The sequence below is a fragment of the Pseudomonas sp. JQ170C genome (assembly GCF_035581345.1).
In the GTDB taxonomy this organism is placed as follows: domain Bacteria; phylum Pseudomonadota; class Gammaproteobacteria; order Pseudomonadales; family Pseudomonadaceae; genus Aquipseudomonas.
Map to the genome: position 1 here is coordinate 2238503 of NZ_CP141608.1, position 20225 is coordinate 2258727.

General features: G+C 66.1%; 18 protein-coding genes. 10 read left to right on the forward strand and 8 right to left on the reverse strand.

Annotated elements, in window-relative coordinates; all coding sequences use genetic code 11:
* Positions 1-51: 51 nt before the first annotated feature.
* Positions 52-819, forward strand: a complete 768-nt coding sequence (locus U9R80_RS10535) for an SDR family oxidoreductase (RefSeq protein WP_301839724.1) — start codon at positions 52-54, stop codon at positions 817-819.
* 11 nt (positions 820-830) lie between these two features.
* On the forward strand, positions 831-1664 hold the full coding sequence (locus U9R80_RS10540) for an SDR family NAD(P)-dependent oxidoreductase (protein ID WP_301839723.1): 834 nt from the start codon (positions 831-833) through the stop codon (positions 1662-1664).
* A 386-nt stretch (positions 1665-2050) separates the two neighbouring features.
* On the opposite strand, the gene U9R80_RS10545 is transcribed toward U9R80_RS10540, so the two are convergent.
* From U9R80_RS10545 to U9R80_RS10565, 5 genes are all read right to left on the reverse strand, one after another.
* Entirely contained in the window at positions 2051-2458 is a 408-nt protein-coding gene (locus tag U9R80_RS10545; RefSeq protein ID WP_301839722.1) for an ACT domain-containing protein, read from the reverse strand.
* Between the two features lie 178 nt (positions 2459-2636).
* Positions 2637-3659 carry a 4-hydroxy-2-oxovalerate aldolase gene (gene dmpG, locus U9R80_RS10550; protein ID WP_301839721.1) on the reverse strand — a complete coding sequence of 341 codons (1023 nt, stop codon included), beginning with the start codon at positions 3657-3659 and terminating at the stop codon, positions 2637-2639.
* A gap of 10 nt (positions 3660-3669) precedes the next feature.
* A complete protein-coding gene (locus U9R80_RS10555; protein ID WP_301839720.1) occupies positions 3670-4596 on the reverse strand; it encodes an acetaldehyde dehydrogenase (acetylating) in 927 nt (308 codons plus the stop codon).
* Positions 4597-4626: 30 nt separating this feature from the next.
* On the reverse strand, positions 4627-5418 hold the full coding sequence (locus U9R80_RS10560; RefSeq protein WP_301839719.1) for a fumarylacetoacetate hydrolase family protein: 792 nt from the start codon (positions 5416-5418) through the stop codon (positions 4627-4629).
* A gap of 73 nt (positions 5419-5491) precedes the next feature.
* On the reverse strand, positions 5492-6265 hold the full coding sequence (locus U9R80_RS10565) for a glucose 1-dehydrogenase (protein ID WP_301839717.1): 774 nt from the start codon (positions 6263-6265) through the stop codon (positions 5492-5494).
* 481 nt (positions 6266-6746) lie between these two features.
* Between U9R80_RS10565 and U9R80_RS10570 the strand changes: the two genes are divergently transcribed.
* The 5 genes from U9R80_RS10570 (at position 6747) to U9R80_RS10590 (ending at position 13632) form a co-directional block, all read left to right on the forward strand.
* Entirely contained in the window at positions 6747-7934 is a 1188-nt protein-coding gene (locus U9R80_RS10570) for an acyl-CoA dehydrogenase family protein (RefSeq protein WP_301839715.1), read from the forward strand.
* 56 nt (positions 7935-7990) lie between these two features.
* Positions 7991-9013 (forward strand): ferredoxin--NADP reductase, encoded by a 1023-nt coding sequence (locus U9R80_RS10575; protein ID WP_301839714.1) that lies wholly within the window; start codon positions 7991-7993, stop codon positions 9011-9013.
* A gap of 5 nt (positions 9014-9018) precedes the next feature.
* Entirely contained in the window at positions 9019-10638 is a 1620-nt protein-coding gene (locus U9R80_RS10580; RefSeq protein WP_301839713.1) for a FadD3 family acyl-CoA ligase, read from the forward strand.
* A 128-nt stretch (positions 10639-10766) separates the two neighbouring features.
* Positions 10767-12398: a DUF1302 domain-containing protein gene (locus U9R80_RS10585; protein ID WP_301839712.1), complete on the forward strand. Its 1632-nt coding sequence runs from the start codon at positions 10767-10769 to the stop codon at positions 12396-12398.
* A 16-nt stretch (positions 12399-12414) separates the two neighbouring features.
* Complete coding sequence (locus U9R80_RS10590) at positions 12415-13632, forward strand: NADH:flavin oxidoreductase (RefSeq protein WP_301839709.1); 1218 nt, start codon at positions 12415-12417, stop codon at positions 13630-13632.
* A 730-nt stretch (positions 13633-14362) separates the two neighbouring features.
* Here U9R80_RS10590 and U9R80_RS10595 read toward each other — a convergent pair.
* On the reverse strand, positions 14363-15196 hold the full coding sequence (locus tag U9R80_RS10595; protein WP_301839706.1) for an alpha/beta fold hydrolase: 834 nt from the start codon (positions 15194-15196) through the stop codon (positions 14363-14365).
* A gap of 262 nt (positions 15197-15458) precedes the next feature.
* Between U9R80_RS10595 and U9R80_RS10600 the strand changes: the two genes are divergently transcribed.
* From U9R80_RS10600 to U9R80_RS10610, 3 genes are read left to right on the forward strand one after another with little or no spacing between them, the layout of a single operon-like run.
* Positions 15459-16202 (forward strand): SDR family NAD(P)-dependent oxidoreductase, encoded by a 744-nt coding sequence (locus U9R80_RS10600; RefSeq protein ID WP_301839705.1) that lies wholly within the window; start codon positions 15459-15461, stop codon positions 16200-16202.
* Positions 16203-16212: 10 nt separating this feature from the next.
* Positions 16213-16986: an SDR family NAD(P)-dependent oxidoreductase gene (locus U9R80_RS10605; RefSeq protein WP_301839703.1), complete on the forward strand. Its 774-nt coding sequence runs from the start codon at positions 16213-16215 to the stop codon at positions 16984-16986.
* Entirely contained in the window at positions 16986-17615 is a 630-nt protein-coding gene (locus U9R80_RS10610; RefSeq protein ID WP_301839702.1) for a nuclear transport factor 2 family protein, read from the forward strand. The genes U9R80_RS10605 and U9R80_RS10610 overlap by 1 nt, the downstream gene beginning before the upstream one ends.
* A 68-nt stretch (positions 17616-17683) precedes the next feature.
* Here U9R80_RS10610 and U9R80_RS10615 read toward each other — a convergent pair whose 3' ends face one another.
* A complete protein-coding gene (locus U9R80_RS10615) occupies positions 17684-18871 on the reverse strand; it encodes an acyl-CoA dehydrogenase family protein (RefSeq protein WP_301839701.1) in 1188 nt (395 codons plus the stop codon).
* Positions 18868-20037 (reverse strand): acyl-CoA dehydrogenase family protein, encoded by a 1170-nt coding sequence (locus tag U9R80_RS10620; protein ID WP_301839700.1) that lies wholly within the window; start codon positions 20035-20037, stop codon positions 18868-18870. The genes U9R80_RS10615 and U9R80_RS10620 overlap by 4 nt, the downstream gene beginning before the upstream one ends.
* Positions 20038-20225 lie beyond the last annotated feature (188 nt).

The window sequence follows — 20225 nt, forward strand, 5'->3', positions numbered from 1 at the left end:
GCGCAGGGCAGGGCTTTGGATACTGCCTGCACCCCTCATGGAGATTGATCTATGCCAGTTACAGCTATCACCGGCAGCGCCTCGGGTATCGGCGCTGCCGTCAGCGCCGCGCTGCGCGCCGCCGGCCACCGGGTCATCGGTATCGACCGGGCCAATGCCGAAGTGCTTGCCGACCTGTCCACCGCCAGTGGCCGTCAAGCGGCCATCGCCGCCGTGCTGGAGCAGAGCGAAGGCGTGCTCGACGGCCTGGTGTGCTGCGCCGGCGTGGGCGTCACGGCGCCGTCGTGCGGCCTGATCCTGTCGGTCAACTACTTCGGCGTCAGCCAACTGCTCGACGGCCTGTCCGGCGCGCTGGCCAAGGGCGCTCAGCCGGCGGCGCTGGTGATCGGCTCGGTGGCCTCGACCCAGCCGGGCGCGGACCAGCAACCGATGACCGAGGCGCAGTTGGCCGGCAACGAAGCCGACGCCTGTGTCCTGGCCGACAGCCTCGGCCAGCCCCACGTGGCCTATGCCAGTTCCAAATACGCCATCACCCAGCACGCACGCCGCCTGGCCAAGCCGTGGGCCGAGCAGGGCATCCGCCTCAACGTGGTCGCCCCCGGCGCGGTACAGACGCCCCTGCACCAGGCCTCGCTGGACGACGCCCGCTTCGGCAAGGCCGTGCGCGACTTCGTCGCCCCGCTGGGGCGCGCCGGCACCCCTGAAGAAATCGCCAGCCTGGTGGCCTTCCTGCAATCGTCCAAGGCGGCCTTTATCCACGGCAGCGTGGTGTTCATCGACGGCGGCATGGATGCTATGGTCCGCCCGCAACGCTTCTAGAAGGAAACCCCATGAACAAGGTGGCATTCATAACCGGCGCCAGCCGTGGCATCGGCCGTGAGGCAGCGCTGGCGTTCGCCCGTGCAGGCTTTGACCTGGCGATCAGTGCGCGCACCGTCGACGAGGGCGAGCAGCATGAACACGCCCTTCGCGATGCGGCGGGCGAGCCGCTGGCCGGTAGCCTCAACAGCACCGCGGCGGCCATTCGCGAGTTGGGCCGGCGCGTGCTGGTGATACCGATGGACCTGCTCGACAGCGCCTCGGCCCTGGCGGCGTGTGCACAGGTGATCGCCGAGTTCGGCCGCATCGACGTGCTGGTCAACAACGCGATCTACCAGGGGCGTGACCTCAACAGCGGCTTTCTGGCCTTGCAACCGCAGACCCTGGAGCGGGTGTTCCAGGGCTACATCCTCACCCCCTTCCTGCTGACCCGGGCGGTGGCGGAGCACATGCTGGAGCAGGGCGGCGGGGTGGTCATCAACGTCACCTCCGGCGCCGGCGAGAGCGATCCGCCGGTGGCGGCCGAAAAGGGTGGCTGGGGCTATGCCTATGGCGCAGGCAAGGCAGCGGTGTCGCGGCTGGCGGGCGTGATCGCGGCGGAGCTGGGTGAGCGGGGTATTTGCGCCTACACGATCAACCCGGGCGTGGTGAGCACCGAAGCATTGAAGGCGACCATTGGCGACAAAGGCGTCATTGCCTTGCGCGCGGGCATTGCGCCGCCACAGGTGCCGGCGCAAGTGATGCTGTGGCTGGCGACCTCACCCGAGGCGCCGCGTTATCAGAAACGCACCATCGCCGCCCAGCCGTTCGCCCTGGAGCAACAGATAGTGGCGGACTGGCGCTAACGCTGTGGAAGCAGCATTGGCGACTGCTACGCAGTCGATCGCAGCCTGTCGGCAGCGGCTACGGCGATGTAGCCGCTGCCGAGGTACGAGGCTGCGATCGGCCGCGCAGCGGGCGTAGATCGTTTCCCGGACTGATCGCAGTGGGAGCAGGCTTGCCCCACGATGCGACGGAACAGGACGACGCTATCGCGGGGCAAGCCCGCTCCTACAGATTCGCGCAGCGCCTGACATCACCGCATTGGCGACTGCTACGCAGTCGATCGCAGCCTGTCGGCAGCGGCTACGGGCGGTGTAGCCGCTGCCGAGGTACGAGGCTGCGATCGGCCGCGCAGCGGGCGTAGATCGTTTCCCGGACTGATCGCTGTGGGCTTGTATCGGGATGATCGCTATCGCGGGGCAAGCCCGCTCCTACCTAGCGCTTCCAGTACCTCGACGGCCCGCTGGGCATCCGCTTTTGCGACAAAAATATGGTCATGGTAGTAAGCGGCAATCACATTGCAGCTGATCCCTGCATTGCCAAGCGCGGTCGCGAACGCAGCCGTCAGCCCCACGGCCTCCAGGGCCGAGTGGATGGTCAGGGTGATCCAGGCCGCCACGTAGCTGTATTGCAGGCCCAGCGCCTCGGCCTGGCTTCGCTCCAGAATGACCGTCAGCCCTTCTTTTTCCCGGAAGCTACCCAGCACCTCTGCCTCCAGGCGCGTGCCCGGTTCGAGTGTGCAGAACACGTAGTCGCCATCGTTGAGTTCGGGCTTCATGCCGCTCAGGAGTTTGGACAGGGATTTTTCGCCGGACATTGGCACGCCTCAGTGGAAGGATGAGGCGTCAGTGTGTCGCAAAATCGCCATAAGCCCAGTTAATTGTGATGATGATGGATTAGCCAGGCTAATGGGGCTGTAGGAGCGGGCTTGCCCCGCGATAGCGTTTTTCCTGACACAACGCTATCGCGGGGCAAGCCCGCTCCTACACGCGCGATCACGCGCGCAAGCGCGCCAGGGTCATTGCGGTGTCTTCGATCATGTCTTCCTGGCCACCGACCATCCCGCGCCGGCCCATTTCCACCAGGATCTCCCGCGCCGGCACGCCGTACTTCTGCTCGGCACGCTTGGCGAACAGCAGGAACGAGCCATACACCCCGGCATAACCCATGGTCAGGGCATCGCGGTCGCTGCGGATCGGGAAGTCCATGATCGGCACCACCAGGTCTTCGGCCACATCCTGAATGCCGAACACGCTGACGCCGGTTTCGATACCCATGCGGTCGCACACCGCCACCAGCACTTCCATCGGTGTGTTGCCGGCACCGGCACCCAGGCCTGCGCAGGCCGCATCGATGCGGTTGGCACCCGCGGCGATGGCGGCGATGGAGTTGGCCACGCCCATGGACAGGTTGTGGTGGCCATGAAAACCGATCTCGGTCTCAGGCTTGAGCGCCGCCCGCATGGCCGCCACCCGGGCGCTGACGTCATGGGGCAGCAGGTAACCGGCCGAGTCGGTCAGGTAGATGCAGTTGGCGCCGTAGCTCTCCATCAGCAGGCCCTGCTTGACCAGGCCCTCGGGGCTGTTCATGTGCGCCATCATCAGGAAGCCGACGGTGTCCATGCCCAGGTGGCGGGCGTGGACGATGTGTTGCTCGCTGACATCCGCCTCGGTGCAGTGGGTGGCCACGCGGATAGTGTTGACCCCCAGCTCATGGGCCATTTTCAGGTGATCGACCGTGCCGATGCCCGGCAGCAGCAGGGCCGAGACTTTGGCGTTGTTCATCAGCGGGATCACCGCCGACAGGTATTCCTCGTCGCTGTGCGCCGGAAAGCCGTAGTTCACCGAGCTGCCGCCCAGGCCATCGCCGTGGGTGACTTCGATCAGCGGCACACCTGCCTGGTCGAGGCCGCAGGCGATGTCTTTCATCTGCTGCAGGCTGATGCGGTGGCGCTTGGGGTGCATACCGTCACGCAGGCACATGTCGTGGACGGTAATTTTCTTGCCGTTAAGTTCCATGGGCCGTTCCTCAGGCAATGGCAGATTCGGGGGTGGCGCGCAGCACCAGTTCGCCCTTGAGGATTTCCTCGGCGAACATCTCGGCGGTGCGGGCGGCGGCGGCAGTCATGATGTCGAGGTTGCCGGCGTACTTGGGCAGGTAGTCGCCCAGGCCTTCGACTTCCATGAAGATCGACACCCGGTTGCCGTCGAACACCGGGCCGTTGACCAGCTTGTAGCCGGGTACATAGCGCTGCACTTGCTCGATCATCGCGTCGATGGCGGCACGGATGGCCGGCTCGTCCGGGGTGTCCGCGGTCAGGCAGTGCACGGTGTCGCGCATGATCAGCGGCGGCTCGGCAGGGTTGACGATGATGATCGCCTTGCCTTGCCTGGCGCCGCCCACCTGTTCCACCGCGCGGGCGGTGGTGCGGGTGAATTCGTCGATGTTCTTGCGGGTGCCCGGGCCGACCGACTTCGATGCGGCGGTGGCGATGATCTCGGCGTAGTCCACCGGCTGCACGCTGGACACCGCCGCCACCAGCGGGATGGTCGCCTGGCCACCGCAGGTGACCATGTTGACGTTCATCGCGCCGCGGGAAAGGTTGGCCTTGAGGTTGACCGGTGGCACGCAGTAGGGGCCGATGGCGCAGGGGGTGAGGTCGATCATCAGCACACCGAGGGCATTGAGCTTGCGCGAGTTCTCGGCGTGGACGTAGGCGGAGGTGGCGTCGAAGGCGATCTGCACCTGGTCTTCCAGCACATGGGGCAGCAAGCCGTCGACACCGTCGGCGGTGGTCTTGAGACCCAGCTCACGGGCGCGCTGCAGGCCTTCGGAGCCGGCCTCGATGCCGACCATCCAGACGGGCTCCAGCACGTCGCTGCGCATCAATTTGTAGAGCAGGTCGGTGCCGATATTGCCCGGCCCGATCAGCGCACATTTGATCTTCTTGCTCATGGTTCATCGCTCCTGAAAATAGGAAAGGCGTCAGGCGACAAAGCGCAGGCTGGCGTTGCCCAGGCCGCTCATCGACAGATTGATGCGATCGCCCGGCACCAGCGGCACCAGGGGCGCCAGCGCGCCGGAAAGAATGATTTCGCCCTGGCGAAAGGGGATGCCCAATTCACCCAGAGTGTTGGCCAGCCATGCCACCGCTTCACACGGATGGCCTTGCACCGCCGAACCTAGGCCGCTGCCGGCCGGCTGGCCGTTCTTGAGCATGTGCATCTCGACCCGGGCCAGGTCCAGGTCGCGCGGGTCGATGCGCTGCTCGCCCAGGGCGAAGACCCCGCACGAGGCGTTGTCGGCCACGGTGTCCTGGATGCGGATCTGCCAATTGTCGATCCGCGAATCGACGATCTCGAAGCACGGCGCCACGGCCTTGCTCGCCGCCAGCACGTCTTCAGCGCGGATGCCGGGGCCCTTGAGGTCTTCACCGAGGATGAAGGCGATTTCGCCCTCGGCCCGGGGCTGGATCAACTGGTACCGGGCAAAGCTGACTTCGCTGCCGTCGTCCACTTGCATGGCATCGGTGAGAAAGCCGAAGTCGGGTTGGTGGACGTCGAGCATCTGTTGCACGGCGCGGCTGGTGACGCCGATCTTCTTGCCGATGACGCGCTCGCCCAGGGCCTCACGGCGCTGCAGGAAACGCAGGGAAATCCGGTAGGCCTGGTCCAGGCTGATGGCCGGGTGGCGTTGGGTCAGCGGGGCGAGGGTAGTGCGCCCGCGCAGGGCGTTGAACAGTTCATCGCCCAGGGCGGTGATCAGAGAGGCATCCATGGTGGTTTCGCTCTGTGCAGGGGAATAAAAAAGCCGGTCCCAAGGGTCCAGGGCACCGGCAAAAAGGGGGGTGTCAGCCGGGCCAGACGCTGCTGTCGGCACCGCCATCGACGTCGATGATCTTGCCGGTGACCCAGGCCGATGCCGGGCTTGCCAGGTACAGGGCGGCTGCGGCGATGTCTTCGGGGCTGCCCAGGCATTTGAGCGGGGTGTTGGCCTCCATCGCCTCGCGCATGGCGGTGGGCATGACCTTGTTCAGGGCTTCGGTCAGGGTCGGGCCCGGGGCCACGGCGTTGACCCGCACCTGGGGGGCGAAGTCCTGGGCCAGCAGGCGGGTCAGGTGACTGAGGGCGGCCTTGGCGGTGCCGTAGGCGCTGAAGTGCCGCTGGGCATAGCGTGCCGCCACGGAACTGATATTGATGATGTTGCCGCCGCCGGCCTCGCGCATCAGCGGCACGCACAGCTGGCACAGGGCGTAGGCGCTGGAGACGTTGAAGCGCAGGATGTCCTCGAACTGTTCCGGGGTCATCCCCAGGGCGTCGTTGGGGCCGCCACCGCCGGCGTTGTTGACCAGGTGGGTGATGCGGCCGAAGTGTTCCTGGCTCTGGCGCACCAGGGCCTGGCGCTGTTCGCTGTCGTTGACGTCGCAGGCAATCGCCAGGGCGCGGCGGCCGAGGCTGCGCACTTCGTCGGCGACGCGCTCGATGTCCTCAGGGCTGCGGGCGCTGCAGATGACATCGGCGCCGGCTTCGGCGTAGGCCAGGGCGATGGCGCGGCCAATGCCACGGCCGCTGCCGGTGACGATGGCGACACTGCCGGGGAGCTGGAATCGTTGCAGGATACTCATTGGCTGGTTTTCCTTGAGCGTGAGTGGACGCATGGCAGCAGTATTTCCCCGGGGTTGGTGAGGGGGCATCGTCTCAATGGACTAAGGCTGGCCCCGGTATTGGGAGAGATGAAAGCACGACCGCTGCGCGGCCGATCGCAGGCTGACGCCAGCGGCTACGGGGCCGGGTCTGCACTTGTAGCCGCTGCCGAGGCACGAGGCTGCGATCGACTGCGCAGCAGTCGCCTTTCAGTCACGGGCTCAAGCCCGCGGACCAAAGCGCGTGCTGGCCTGCGCCTTACCCGGTAGGAGCGGGCTTGCCCCGCGATAGCGGTGTGTCAGGGAAAACGCTATCGCGGGGCAAGCCCGCTCCTACTGTGTTCCAGTCGTCGCCCAGGTGGTGCAGGCTCTAGTCCGCTTTGACGATGAAGTCACCGCTGTGCAATCCGATCATCAATCACGGCTCGCGCATTGGCGCTACGAGATTGGGAGAACAAGAAGGATGCACAGCATGCGAGAAAAGACCCAGGACGAAATCGAACTGCTGGAACGGGCGCGGCGCCTGGTGCCGGCGCTGCGCGAGCGCTCGGCGCAAGGGGATCGCGACCTCAGGGTCGCGGATGAAAACATTGCCGAGCTGAAGTCGGCCGGTCTGTTGCGCGCCCTGCAGCCGCGGGCATTCGGCGGCTATGAGGTCGACCCGCGCACCTTCTTCGAGATTCAGATGACCCTCGCCGAAGGCTGCATGTCCACCGCCTGGGTCTACGGCGTGATGGGTGTTCACCCCTGGCAGTTGGCCCGCTACCCGGTCGAGACCCAGCGCGAAGTGTGGAGCGACGATCACGACACCCTGGTGTCGTCTACCTATATGCCCACCGCCAAGGTGACCGTGGTCGAAGGCGGCTACCGTATCAGCGGCCGCTGGGGTTTTTCGAGCGGCAGTGAGCACTGCCAATGGGTGCTGCTGGGTGGCATTCTGCCGCCTGACGGTGAGCTGGCCGCCGAGCACGGCACCTTCCTGCTGCCGCGCGCCGACTACCAGATCCAGCGCAACTGGGACGTGCTCGGCCTGCGCGGCACCGGCAGCCACGACATCGTCGTCGAAGACGCCTTTGTGCCGGCGCACCGGGTGCAGCGCACCAACAACTGCACCCTGGACGCCACCCCGGGCCGACTGGTCAACACCAACCCGATCTACGCCATTCCGTTCGCCCAGGTGTTCTCCCGTGCGGTGTCCACTTCGGCCATCGGCGCGCTGCAGGGGGCCATCGACCTGTTCCGTGCCAACGCTGCGCAGCACATCGGCAAGCACGGCGCGCGCACGGCAGACGACCCGGCGGCGCAAACTGCCGTGGCCGAGGCCACGCTCACCGTCGACAGCCTCAAGCTGGTGCTGGAACGCAACTACGAGCACCTGATGCAACTGGCCCGCGCCGGTGAGTACCCGGATGTGGAAACCCGCCTGCTGTACCGCTACCAGTCGGCCTATGTCACCAACCTGTGCGCCGAAAAGGTCAACGAGCTGCTGCGCTGCATGGCGGCTTCGGGGCTGTACAACAGCAACCCGGTGGCGCGCCTGTTCCGCGACCTGCACCAGGCCCGCGGGCACATCGCCAACAACTATCAGGCGTATGGCCGCACGCTCGGCGCGGTGCAGCTGGGCCTGCCCAACCCGGACCCTTACGTCTGAAGCCATCGCCCGTCCACCTGCCCGCGTGCCGGGCAGGGGACTTTGAGAGTTGAGCCATGAATGACTTTGTTGCCTTGCGCGTGGCGCGGGTGGTCGAGGAAACGGCCGATGCCCGTTCACTGATCTTCGATGTGCCCGAGCACCTGGCCGAGCGCTTTCGCTACCAGCCCGGGCAGTTTCTGACCTTGCGCATCCCTTACGGCGACGACTGGCTGCCGCGTTGTTATTCGCTGTCGAGCACGCCGCTGCTGGACGAGCCGCTGCGGGTCACGGTCAAGCGTGTGCGCGACGGGCGTGCCTCGAACTGGTTGTGCACCGATCTGCAGGAAGGCCAGACCGTGCAGGTGCTGCCACCGGCCGGGGTGTTCGTGCCGCGCAACCTGGACGGCGACCTGCTGTTGTTCGGCGGCGGCAGCGGGGTGACGCCGGTGCTGTCGATCCTGCGCTCGGCATTGCTGGCCGGGCAGGGACGCATTCTGCTGATCTACGCCAACCGTGACGAAAGCTCGGTGATCTTTCGCGACGAGTTGCGCTTTCTCGCCAATGCCCACCCGGAACGCTTGCAGATCGTTCACTGGCTGGACTCGGTGCAGGGCATTCCGCTGGCTGCGCAACTGGCGGCACTGGCGCAACCGTTCCTGGATGCCCAGGCCTTTATCTGCGGCCCCGGGCCGTTCATGGACACCGCCGTCAGTGCGCTGAAAAGCCTGGGCGTGCCCAGTGAGCGGGTGCATGTCGAGCGCTTTGTCTCCTTGCCTGGCGAAAGCGAGGTGGCCCATGTGGTCGCCAGCGAGGCGGCGGTAGCCGCGCAACTGGCGGTGCGCCTGGATGGCGAGGATCACACCCTGGCCTGTGACAGCGGCGAGACCCTGCTGGCGGCAATGGAGCGGGCTGGCCTGAAACCGCCAAGCGCCTGCCGCGTCGGGGGCTGTGCCTCGTGCATGTGCACCCTGGAAAGCGGCGATATCGAGCTGTTGATCAACGATGCGCTGGACGCCGACGAACTGGCCGAGGGCTGGATCCTGGCCTGCCAGGCCGTGCCGACCAGCGCGAACCTGCGAATCCGTTTTCCTGAGTGATGCCGATGAACGAAATGACTTCACCGCGGGTCGATGCACCCACCACCATCGCCCGGCTGCTGTTCGACAGCGCCCGGCGTTTTGCCGGGCGCACGGCCATTGAAGACGAGGGCGTGTGCACCGATTACGCCGAGCTGCCGGCCCTGGCCCTGACCGTCACCCGTGGCCTCATGGCCCTGGGTATCCAGCCCGGCGACCGGGTGGCGGTGTGGGCGCCCAATGGCCGCGACTGGATCATCGCCGCCCTGGGCATTCAGTGTGCAGGCGCCGTGCTGGTGCCGATCAACACCCGCATGAAAGGCACCGAGGCGGCCGACGTCCTGGCGCGCAGCGGTTGTCGGGTGCTGTTCGTGCAGCAGCGTTTTCTCGAGGTGGATTACCCCTCGATGCTTGAGGCCCATCGCCCCGACACCCTCGAGCACCTGGTGGTGTTCGCCAGCGACTCGCCCCGCGCGGCCTGTGACCTCAGCTACGAGCAGTTTGTCGCCGGGGCCGCGACCGTCGAGGTGCTCAAGGCCGAGCGCCGGGCCCTGGCGGTGCAGCCGGAGGCGGTCTGCGATCTGCTGTTTACCTCAGGCACCACCGGCAAGCCCAAGGGCGTGATGAGCGGCCATGGGCAGTGCCTGCGCGCCTTCAGTGAATACGTGCGGGTGATCGGCCTGGTGCCGGGCGATCGCTACCTGATCGTCAACCCGTTCTTCCATGCCTTTGGCTACAAGGCCGGCTGGCTGACCTGCCTGATTGCCGGGGCGACCATCCTGCCCCATGCCGTGTTCGATGCCGAGGCCGTGTTCCAGCGCATCGCCGATGAGCGCATCAGCGTGCTGCCGGGGGCGCCGACCTTGTACCTGTCGCTGCTGGCCCACCCGCGTCTGCAGCAGACCGACCTGTCCAGCCTGCGCATCGCGGTGACCGGCTCGGCAAGTATTCCCCCCAGCCTGATCGAACGGATGCGCAACGAGCTGGGCTTCAGTTGCGTGACCACCGCCTATGGCCTGACCGAGTGCGGCGGCCTGGCCACCTTGTGCGACCCGCAGGATTCGGCAGAAGTGATCGCCGGCACCAGCGGCCGGCCGCTGGCCGGCACCGAGGTGAGCATTCGCGATCCGGACAACCAGGCACTGGCCACCGGCGAGACCGGGGAAATCTGCCTGCGTGGCTTTCATGTGATGCAGGGGTACTTCCAGAACCCCGAGGCCACGGCCGAAACCATCGATCAGGACGCTTGGCTGCACACCGGCGATGTCGGGCGCCTGGATGCGGCGGGCAACCTGATCATCACTGACCGGCTCAAGGACCTGTTCATTGTCGGCGGCTTCAACTGCTACCCGGCCGAGATCGAAGCGGCGCTGATTGCCCACCCGGCCATTGCCCAGGTGGCGGTGGTGGGGGTGGCTGACGAACGCATGGGCGAGGTGGGGTGTGCCTGTGTGGTGCTGCGTGAGGGGGAGCAATTGCAGGCCCAGGAACTGATCGCCTGGAGCCGTGAGCGCATGGCCAATTACAAAGTGCCGCGCCAGGTGCGGTTCATGGACGCGTTGCCGCTGAACCCGTCGGCCAAGGTCGCCAAGAACACGTTGCGGGCGCTGGTGGCAGGGGCGGGCTCGCCCCGCGAAGCGGTGTGATTGGGGGGCGCGATCGCGGGGCACGGCCGCTCCTACGCCGATGGCCTAGGCCATATGGATGATGTTCGCGCCGCCGCCGCGTTTCACTCTGCGCACGTCAACCACAACAACAAGAAAAGGAATGCTGCATGTCTAGGTTCAACGCGACTCACGGCGGGCTGTTGCTGACACTGACCGTGGCCTGTGCCCACGCCAACGCCGGTCCCCGGATCGAGCTGGGCGAGGACACCACCCTCGACTCATCGCTGACGGTCAACTACACCGCCTCGATGCGGACCGCCAAGCCCGCCCACCAATACCTCAATGACATCAACAATGACGACGGCACGCGCAACTTCGATCGCGGCGCACTGATCACCAACCGCGTCAGCCTGTTCGGCGAATTGCTGCTCAAGCACAACAACCTCGGTGCGGTGCTGCGCGGCAGCCATTTCTACGATGACGTCTATCACAACCGCAACGACAACGACTCGCCCGGCACGGTGAACAAGATCGGCCGCGCCGACGGCTTCACCGAGGACACCCGGCGCCTGAGCGGCAGCAAGGCGCGCTTGCTCGATGCCTATGTGTACGGCAACTTCGACGTTGCCCAGAGCCAGTACTTGTCGGTCAAGGCCGGCCGCCACCTGGTGGCCTGGGGCGAGAGCCTGTTCTGGGCCAACATCAGCCAGGGCCAGGCGCCGGTCGACGCGACCAAGTTCAACGTCCCCGGCACCGAAGCCAAGGACTCCTACCTGCCGGTCGGGCAGATATCGGCCTCCTGGGCGCTCAACGAAGACCTGGCCCTGGTCGGCTTCTACCAGTACGAGTGGGAGAAGACCCAGCTCAACCCGGTGGGCGACTATTTCGGCAGTGACACCTTCGGCCCTGGCGCCGAGTTCTATCGGCTCGGTGCCGGGGTGATCGACAGCCTGCCGGACAACACCTTCACCGCCGTGACCTATGCCGGCGATGTCGAGCCCCGCGACAGCGGCCAATGGGGCCTGGGCGTGCGTTACCGGCTGACCGAGAACACCGAGGTCGGGCTGTTCCACTACCGCTACCACGAGCGGGTCGGCGCCCTGTTCTTCGACTTCAGCGGCCAGACCCAGTACTCCTCGCTGCACAGCATCGGCAACTACGCCGCCGCCGGCAGTGGCCCGGTGTATCGCCTGGGCTACTTCGACGATGTCGAACTGACCGGCGTGAGCTTCAGCTCCAAAGTGGGCGACTCGGTGCAGTTCGCCGGTGACCTGAGCTACCGCGACGGCGCCGCCGTGTACCTGGACAACGGCGCCCCGGCCCGTGGCCAGATCTGGCAGGGCAACCTCAACGGCAGCTACATCATCGGCCCCAGCTTTCTGGCCCAGCAGACCACGGTCATGGCCGAAGTGGTGCACCAGCACATCGACGGCGTCGACACCCTGCACATCACCGGTGGCGGGCCGGGCGTGGATGGCAGCTTCGACAACTTCGAGTCCGAGACCCAGACCCGTGGCCAGACCCTGCTCGGGATCGGCACCTACATGGACTACCTGGGCATCGCCGACGGCCTGGACCTGACCACCCGCGTGGTGTGGACCCAGAACGTCGACGGCAGCGCCTACCAGGGCCTGGGCCGTGACGAAAAACGCCTGACCGTGGGCGGCGACTTCAAATACCTGGGCAACTTCCAGGTCGGCCTGACCTACGTTGCCTACCTCAGCTCACCGGACGTCGCCCAGGGCCGCATGCTGGCCGACCGCGATTACCTGTCGTTCAACGCCAAATACACTTTCTGATCAAAAGGGCCCTGCCATGCACACGTCTCCCTTCAGCCCGATCCAGATCGGCCCGCTGACCCTGAAAAACCGCTTTATCAAGGCGGCCACCAACGAAGGCATGAGTACCCAGGGCCTGCCTTCCAAGCAGTTGGTCAAGCTGCACGCCGGGCTTGCCCGGGGTGCGGTGGCGCTGACCACCGTGGCCTACTGCGCGGTCAGCAAGGATGGGCGCACCTTGCCCAACCAACTGACCCTGACCCGTGAAAGCCTGCCGCACTTCAAGGCCCTGACCGATGCGGTGCACGGCGAGGGCGGGCTGGCCAGCGCACAGATCACCCACGGTGGCTGCTTTACCTTCCTGCGCGAACGCGCCACTCGCTACCCGCTGTCGGCCAGTGGCGGCTTCAACAAGATAGGCATGATGAGCGGCATGTTCTTCAAGCAGGCCATGACCGAGACCGACATGCGCCAGGTGGTCGAGGACTTCGCCCAGGGCGCGCGGCTTGCCCGCGAGGCCGGCTTCGATGCGGTGGAGATCCACATGGGCCATGGCTACCTGCTCAGCCAGTTCATCTCGCCGATGTACAACAAGCGCCGTGACCAGTACGGCGGCACGCTGGAGAACCGCCTGCGCTTTCCGCGTCGGGTGCTGCGCGCAGTGCTCGATGCAGTGGGGCGCGACATGGCGGTGATCTGCAAATACAGCGTTACCGAGGGTGCGCGTGCTGGCAACAGCGCCGAGGATGGCGCTCGCATCGCGCGCATGCTGGAGCAGGAGGGTGCGCACCTGCTGGTGCTCAGTGCGGGTATGAACGTTGAGTCGATCACCACCATGTTCGGTTCCTCGTTCCCCAAGGAAAACCGCGTGCAGCAGAAGAACCCGATCATCGTCCTGGCCATGAAGATCCAGCGCCTGCGCGACCCGGTGGTGGAGTTCCACGAACTGTACCTGCTTGAACATGCCCGCAAGGTGCGGGCGGCGGTGAAAATGCCGCTGGCCTACCTGGGCGGTGCGAAGAGCCTTGAAAGCATCGAGCAGGTCATGGCCGAGGGTTTTGACCTGGTGGCCATGGGGCGGGTGTTGCTGGCTGAATCGGACTACGTCGAAAAACTGGCCACTGGCGCCAGCACCGACTCCATCTGCACCGCCTGCAACCGCTGCGTGGCCATGATGTACACCCCGGGCGGGACATCGTGCGTACTGGGCAAGCCCGGCAATGCCGAACTCAACCGCCTGCCAGCGGCGTCCTGACCGGGGTGGTTGGGTGGCGACAGCCTGCGGGTGGGAGCAACTGTCTTCACCATGCCATTCATCATCGCATTGGCGACTGCTACACAGTCGATCGCAGCCTGTCGGCAGCGGCTACGGGCGGTGTAGCCGCTGCCGAGGTACGAGGCTGCGATCGGCCGCGCAGCGGGCGTAGATCGTTTCCCGGACTGATCGCTGTGTGCGGGCTTGCCCCGCGAGAGGCCGGTACAGCCAACAGAACGGGTGTTGCCTGAACGATTGATCGCGGGGCAAGCCCGCTCCTACCGGGCCAGGTTGAACCTGCCAGAACACCCGCCGTAGCCGCTGCCGCCAGGCTGCGATCGGCTGCGCAGCAGTCGTGGTTCTGTGCCAGTCGCCACCTTAGGGTGGTGGGCTTGCCCCGCGAGAGGCCGGTACAGCCAACAGAACGGGTGTTGCCTGAACGATTGATCGCGGGGCAAGCCCGCTCCTACCGGGTCAGCCGGCGGGGGCGACACACCTTTGGGCCTGGCAATGCCTAGGTCAATCTGCCGACCGGGTTGCGACTGCTGTGCAGTCGATCGCAGCCTCGTTTCTCGGCAGCGGCTACAGCGTGCAGGCCAGGCTTGGTACTGGGTAGGAGCGGGCTTGCCCCGCGAGAGGCCGGTACAGCCAACAGAACGGGTGTTGCCTGAACCATTGATCGCGGGGCAAGCCCGCTCCTACCGGGCCGGCCGGTGGGAGCGAATCACCTTCAACCGTGCTGCAGGAACTCCACGCAACTACGGTTGAACAACTCCCGATGCTCCACCTGCACCCAGTGCCCACACCGGTTCAGCACGATAAACCGCGCAGTGGGCGCGCCATCGATGATCCGCTGTGCACCGCTGACCGGGTTGAAGTTGTCGTTGCTGCCCCAGAATCCAAGGATCGGGCACTGCACCTCGCCCAGACGCGATTCCATGTTCGGCACCTGCATGGTGCTGAACAGGTTCTTGGGCTGTGTCACCGCCACCGCCACCCGCTCCAGCAACAGGCTCTCAGGCAGGATCGAGTCATCGAACAACTGCAGGCGCATCATGCTGCGCATTTCATCAAGTCCGATGGGCCCGGCATTGAACAGTGTCACCATGCGCACGATGCCTTCCATCTTGAAGTAGGCCTCGCGCTCTTCGACGCCACCGGGCGCCAGCAGGATCAGACGCTCCACTCGCGAAGGCAGGCGCAGCGCCAGGCCCAGGGCGATGGCGCCGCCCAGGGAATTGCCCAGCAGCGTGCAGCGCTCGATGTCCAGGCCATCGAGCAGCGCGGCGACGTTGTCGATGAAAAAATCCAGGTGGTACTGCACATCCTCGGGCTTGTCCGAGCGCCCGAAGCCCGGCAGGTCGAGGACGATGTTGCGGTAGCCGGCCTCGACAAACTGCGGGTAGTTGCCCTTGAAGTTGCTGAAGCCACTGGCGCCCGGGCCGCTGCCATGCAGCCAGACCACCACCGGGCCGCTGCCTTCATCCAGGTAGTGCAGGCGCAGGCCGCTGGGTGTGGTGAAGTAGTGGCCGGTGGGTAGCGGCAGGTCGGGGGTTGAGGTCATGGCGAGTCTCCAGTGTCGACGATAGGGGAGCGCGTGCGCAGGCCGCGTTGGGCCTGAAGGGGCGAAGGTGCCGGGCCTGGTTCGCGCAGGGTCGATCCTCCATCGCCGCCACCCCGGCGGCATCGTCCATTCAGACCACACCCTGGTGGCCGTCGGTAGTCCTATCGGACGATGCCTGTTCAGGGCCTCGGCCCAATCATGCAGGTGACCGGCCTGCTGTGTTGTCAGTGGGCTTCTACGCACTGCACGGCAGGAGAACGCTATGAAGTTGCTGAACAAAGTCGCCTTTGTCACAGGCGCAGGGCAGGGAATGGGGCAGGCCATGGTGCGCCGCTTCGTGGCCGAGGGCGCCAAGGTGGTGGCGGTGGACCTCAACCAGGAGGCCCTGGCCAACAGCCTCGCCGATCTGGCCGACCTGAATGATCGGGTCCTGGCGCTGGCCTGCAACGTCGCCGACGCCGCCTCCGTGGCCGATGCCATGGGGCAGGTCGAGGCGCGTTTCGGCGGGCTCGACATTCTGGTCAACAACGCCGGTGTCGGCGCCTTCGACAGCTTTCTCGACACCCCGGACGAAAACTGGGCGCGGGTGATCGGGGTGAACCTGGGCGGCACTTTCCTGTGCTGTCGCGAGGGCGCGAAGCTGATGGTCAAGGGCGCACGCAAGGGAGTCATCATCAACCTCTCCAGCACCGCCGCGCTGACCGGTGAAGGTCCAAGCCACTACTGCGCCTCCAAGGCCGGGGTCATGGGCTTGACCCGTTCGATCGCCCGCGAACTGGCCCCCAGCGGCATCCGCGTCAACAGCCTGGTACCGGGCCCGACCAACACCCCGATGATGGCCGGCGTTGCCGACGAACACATGCAGGCGATGCTCAAGAACGTGCCCCTGGGCCGCTTGTGCGAGACCGACGAAATCGCCGGGGTCGCGGTGTTCCTGGCCGGCGACGACGCCAGCTTCATCACCGGCCAGAACATCGCGGTCAACGGCGGCATGGCCTTTATCTGAGGGGAATTCGATGAGCAAACGATTAGCAGGCAAGATTGCCTTTATCACCGGGGCCGGCTCCGGCATTGGCCAGGCCACCGCGCTGCGCTTTGCCGAGGAAGGCGCCATGGTGGTGCTCTGCGGGCGACGCGAGCAGCCTTTGCAGCAGGTGCTGGAACTGATCCAGGCCGCAGGCGGGCAGGGCGACATCGCCGTGGCCGATGTGAGCAACGAGCAGGCCTATGTCGGCGCCCTGGAAGACGCCGCCCGGCGTCACGGGCGCCTGGACATCCTGGTCAACAACGCCATGGCCTACACCTGGGGCGGCGTCGATACGCTGTCGACCGCCGACTGGCACGCCAACTTCAGCACCACCGTCGATGGCACCTTCTTCGGCACCCGCACCGCCATGCGCCTGATGAAAGACCAGGGCGGCGGCGCCATCGTCAACATCGCCTCGATCTGCGGCCTGTTCGGCACCGCCTGGATGGCCGGCTACTCGGCGGCCAAGGCCGCGGTGATCAACTTCAGCCGGGCAGTGGCCAGCGAAGGCGCAGCGCACAACATTCGCTGCAACGTGGTCATCCCGGGCGTGGTCGACACCCCGGCCACCGCGGGCATGCTCAGCGACGCGAAAACCCGTCGCAACACTGAAAAGGTCATCCCGATGCAGCGGGTCGGCCTGCCGGTGGAACTGGCCAACGCGATCCTGTTCCTGGCCAGCGACGAAGCCTCCTATGTAACGGGCGCCAGCCTGGCGGTGGATGGCGGGCGCAGCGCGGACCTGTACACGGTGCTGGAGTGATGGACATGGACGCGCTGCACGCGCGCATCGACCGCCTGGAGTCGCTGGATGCGATTCGCCAGCTGGCCGGCAAGTACGCCCTGGCCCTGGACATGCGCGACATGGATGCCATGGCCAATTGCTTTGTGCCGGACGTCAAAGTCGGCCGCGACAAGCACGGCCGCGCGCACTTCAAGGCCTGGCTGGACGACACCATGCGCCGCCAGTTCCACGGCACCTCCCATCACCTGGGCCAGCACATCATCGAGTTCAGCGATGCCGACCATGCCACGGGCGTGGTCTATTCCAAGAACGAGCATGAGACCGGTGCGGAATGGGTGATCATGCAGATGCTGTACTGGGACGACTATGAGCGGGTAGACGGGCGCTGGTGCTTCCGCCGGCGCCTGCCGTGCTACTGGTACGCCACCGACCTGAACAAACCGCCGATCGGCGGCATGAAAATGCGCTGGCCGGGGCGTGAGCCGTACGCCGGCAGCTTTCATGAACTGTTCCCGTCGTGGGATGCCTTCTGGGCGCAGCGGCCGGACAAGGACGCCTTGCCGCAGATTGCCGAGCCTGCGCCGCTCGAGGAATTCCTGCTGACCCTGCGCCGGGGTGCGGGTGAGCCGAGGATTCGCGTGCGCTGAACCGGCCATCGCGGGGCAAGCCCGCTCCTACCGAGGTAGGAGCGGGCTTGCCCCGCGATGACTTTCTGTCAGGCCCGCACCTCGCGCGGCATGCCCAGCGCCCGCTCGGCAATGATGTTGCGCTGGATCTCGTTACTGCCGCCATACACCGTGTCAGCCCGGCTGAACAGAAACAGCGCCTGTAACCGGCTCAGTTGATACGGCGCCGCTTCGAGCACTTCCGCTTCATCCCCCAGCACATCCATCGCCAGCTTGCCCAATGCGGCATGCCAGGTGGACCACGCCAGTTTGTAGATCATCGCTTCACGCCGCAGGCTGCCATCCTGGGCACCGGAGAGCATGCGCAGGGAGTTGTAGCGCAGCACTTTCAACCCCGCCCAGGCCTGGGCGATGCGCTGGCGCATGAGCGGGTCGCGCGCCGCGCCATTGCGCTTGGCCACGGCGATCACCTCCGCCAGCTCGTTGTGAAACTGCATCTGTTGCCCCAGGGTCGAGGCGCCGCGCTCAAAGCCCAGCAGGGCCATGGCGATTTTCCAGCCTTCGCCAGGCTGGCCGATCATGTTGTCGACCGAGGTGCGGGCCTGGTCGAAGAACACTTCGTTGAACTCGCTGCTGCCGGTCAACTGCTCGATCGGTTGCACGCGAATCTGCGCCTGGGCCATCGGCACCAGCAGGAACGACAGGCCATGATGACCACGGCTGCCCGGCTCGGTGCGGGCCAGTACAAAGCACCAGTCGGACTCATGGGCCAGGGATGTCCAGACCTTTTGCCCGCTGATCAGCCAGTGCTCGCCGCTGTCGTCCAGGCGGGCGCGGGTCTGGACGTTGGCAAGGTCGGACCCCGCGCCGGGCTCCGAGTAGCCCTGGCACCAGAACTGGGTGCCGTCGAGGATGCCCGGCAGGAAGCGCTGTTTTTGCGCCGGGCTGCCAAAGGCGGCCAGGGTCGGGCCGACCAGGCCTTCGCCAATGTGCCCCATGCGACCCGGCCCGCCAGCACGGGCGTACTCCTCATGAAAGATCACCTGGCGGCTAAGGCTCAGGCCACGGCCGCCGTCTGCTTCAGCCCAGCCCACGCCGACCCAGCCGCCTGCGGCCAGTTCGCGTTCCCAGGCTTTGCGCTCTTCTGGAAAGCTGTGCTCGTCGCCGGGGCCGCCGCGAAAGCGCAGGGCCGCAAACTCACCCTGCAGGTGCTCGCCGAGCCACTGGGCGACCTGGGCGCGGAAGGCTTCGTCGTCGGCGTTGAATCCTATTTTCATGAGGTCTCTCCAAAAAGCTGCGTCGCCAGGCGTTCGCGGTGCAGGGCAGGGCTGCCCAGCAGCTGTTCGCTGGCGCGGGCGCGTTTGAAATACAGGTGGGGGTCGTATTCCCAGGTAAAGCCCACGCCGCCGTGCAACTGGATCGACTCGGCGGCGCAGGTGAAGAACGCTTCGCTGGCATGGATCTGCGCGGTGGCCGCCGCTTCCAGCAACTCGCTCGCCACCCGCGCGTCGCCTGCAGGATCAAGACGCTCCTGGGCCACGCAGGCGGCGTACCAGGCGGCCGAGCGGGCGCATTCCAGTTGCAGCATGAGGTCGGCGCAGCGGTGCTTGATCGCCTGGAAACTGGCGATGGCGCGGCCGAACTGATGACGCTCGCTGATATAAGCCAGGGTCAGGTCGAGAGTCTGTTGCGCGCCGCCGGTCTGTTCGGCGGCAAGGCCGATGGCGCCCAGCAGCAGGACATCGCGCAGCAACGGCCAGCCTTGGCCGACCTCGGTGAGCGCGGTGGCCGCAGGTACCTGCACATCCTGCAATTCGATGCGCGCCAGGCGGCGGGTCTGGTCGAGAGTGGGCAGGGTGTGGCGGGTGATGCCGGGGCAGTCTGCCGGCACGGCAAACAGGCTGATGCCCGTGTCGCCCTGGCTGCCCGGCGTGCGCGCCGCGACGATCAGCAGCTGGGCCTGGGCACCATCGATCACCTGCAGGTACTGGCCGTTCAGGCGGTAGCCGTCGGCTGTCGGAGCGGCCACGGCCTGTACGCTGTCGGCCTCAAGCCCCGGCGCACTGGCAAACGCCAGGGTGGCGGTGGCGCCGCTGGCAATCGCGCCCAGCCAGTGGTCCTGCACCGCAAGGTTACTGGCCAGCAACAGGGCCGGGGTGGCCAGGCAGGTGGTGGCAAACAGGGGGGCACACAGCAAGTGGCGGCCACTCTGTTCCAGCAGGATCGCCAGCTCCACAAACCCCAGCCCCAGGCCGCCGAAGCGTTCCGGGATCATCAGGGCCGGCCAGTACAGTTCTTCGCCGATGCGCTGCCATAGGGCCGGGTCGTAGCCCTCGGGGCGGGCCATGGCGGCACGTACCGCCTGGGAATCGCTGACCTGGGCCAGAAAGCGCGCGGCGCTGTCCTGGATCATCAATTGTTCTTCGTTGAATGCGAACTCCATAAGCGTCGACTCGGTCAAGGCGGGTAGAGGCCCGAGTCTAGGAGCGGGGCTTTTGTCGCCGAATCATTGAAACGGACTAGTCTGCAAGCCGCCCGCAGCACCAGGGCGCGTAGTCTCAACGGACGATGAGGTCGATCAGCGCGCTTCGCACAATGGCAGCCAGTACCGGATTTGCCATTCAGGAGCAG

What these genes read in the sequence shown, in the direction of transcription:
- U9R80_RS10605 (WP_301839703.1), top strand. Translation starts at nt 16,213, where the DNA reads ATGAGCAAACGATTAGCAGGCAAGATTGCCTTTATCACCGGGGCCGGC.
- U9R80_RS10570 (WP_301839715.1), top strand. Translation starts at nt 6,747, where the DNA reads ATGCACAGCATGCGAGAAAAGACCCAGGACGAAATCGAACTGCTGGAA.
- U9R80_RS10545 (WP_301839722.1), bottom strand. Translation starts at nt 2,458, where the DNA reads ATGTCCGGCGAAAAATCCCTGTCCAAACTCCTGAGCGGCATGAAGCCC.
- U9R80_RS10590 (WP_301839709.1), top strand. Translation starts at nt 12,415, where the DNA reads ATGCACACGTCTCCCTTCAGCCCGATCCAGATCGGCCCGCTGACCCTG.
- U9R80_RS10565 (WP_301839717.1), bottom strand. Translation starts at nt 6,265, where the DNA reads ATGAGTATCCTGCAACGATTCCAGCTCCCCGGCAGTGTCGCCATCGTC.
- U9R80_RS10585 (WP_301839712.1), top strand. Translation starts at nt 10,767, where the DNA reads ATGTCTAGGTTCAACGCGACTCACGGCGGGCTGTTGCTGACACTGACC.
- U9R80_RS10595 (WP_301839706.1), bottom strand. Translation starts at nt 15,196, where the DNA reads ATGACCTCAACCCCCGACCTGCCGCTACCCACCGGCCACTACTTCACC.
- U9R80_RS10600 (WP_301839705.1), top strand. Translation starts at nt 15,459, where the DNA reads ATGAAGTTGCTGAACAAAGTCGCCTTTGTCACAGGCGCAGGGCAGGGA.
- U9R80_RS10535 (WP_301839724.1), top strand. Translation starts at nt 52, where the DNA reads ATGCCAGTTACAGCTATCACCGGCAGCGCCTCGGGTATCGGCGCTGCC.
- U9R80_RS10540 (WP_301839723.1), top strand. Translation starts at nt 831, where the DNA reads ATGAACAAGGTGGCATTCATAACCGGCGCCAGCCGTGGCATCGGCCGT.
- U9R80_RS10610 (WP_301839702.1), top strand. Translation starts at nt 16,986, where the DNA reads ATGGACATGGACGCGCTGCACGCGCGCATCGACCGCCTGGAGTCGCTG.
- U9R80_RS10620 (WP_301839700.1), bottom strand. Translation starts at nt 20,037, where the DNA reads ATGGAGTTCGCATTCAACGAAGAACAATTGATGATCCAGGACAGCGCC.
- U9R80_RS10560 (WP_301839719.1), bottom strand. Translation starts at nt 5,418, where the DNA reads ATGGATGCCTCTCTGATCACCGCCCTGGGCGATGAACTGTTCAACGCC.
- U9R80_RS10555 (WP_301839720.1), bottom strand. Translation starts at nt 4,596, where the DNA reads ATGAGCAAGAAGATCAAATGTGCGCTGATCGGGCCGGGCAATATCGGC.
- U9R80_RS10575 (WP_301839714.1), top strand. Translation starts at nt 7,991, where the DNA reads ATGAATGACTTTGTTGCCTTGCGCGTGGCGCGGGTGGTCGAGGAAACG.
- U9R80_RS10580 (WP_301839713.1), top strand. Translation starts at nt 9,019, where the DNA reads ATGAACGAAATGACTTCACCGCGGGTCGATGCACCCACCACCATCGCC.
- dmpG (WP_301839721.1), bottom strand. Translation starts at nt 3,659, where the DNA reads ATGGAACTTAACGGCAAGAAAATTACCGTCCACGACATGTGCCTGCGT.
- U9R80_RS10615 (WP_301839701.1), bottom strand. Translation starts at nt 18,871, where the DNA reads ATGAAAATAGGATTCAACGCCGACGACGAAGCCTTCCGCGCCCAGGTC.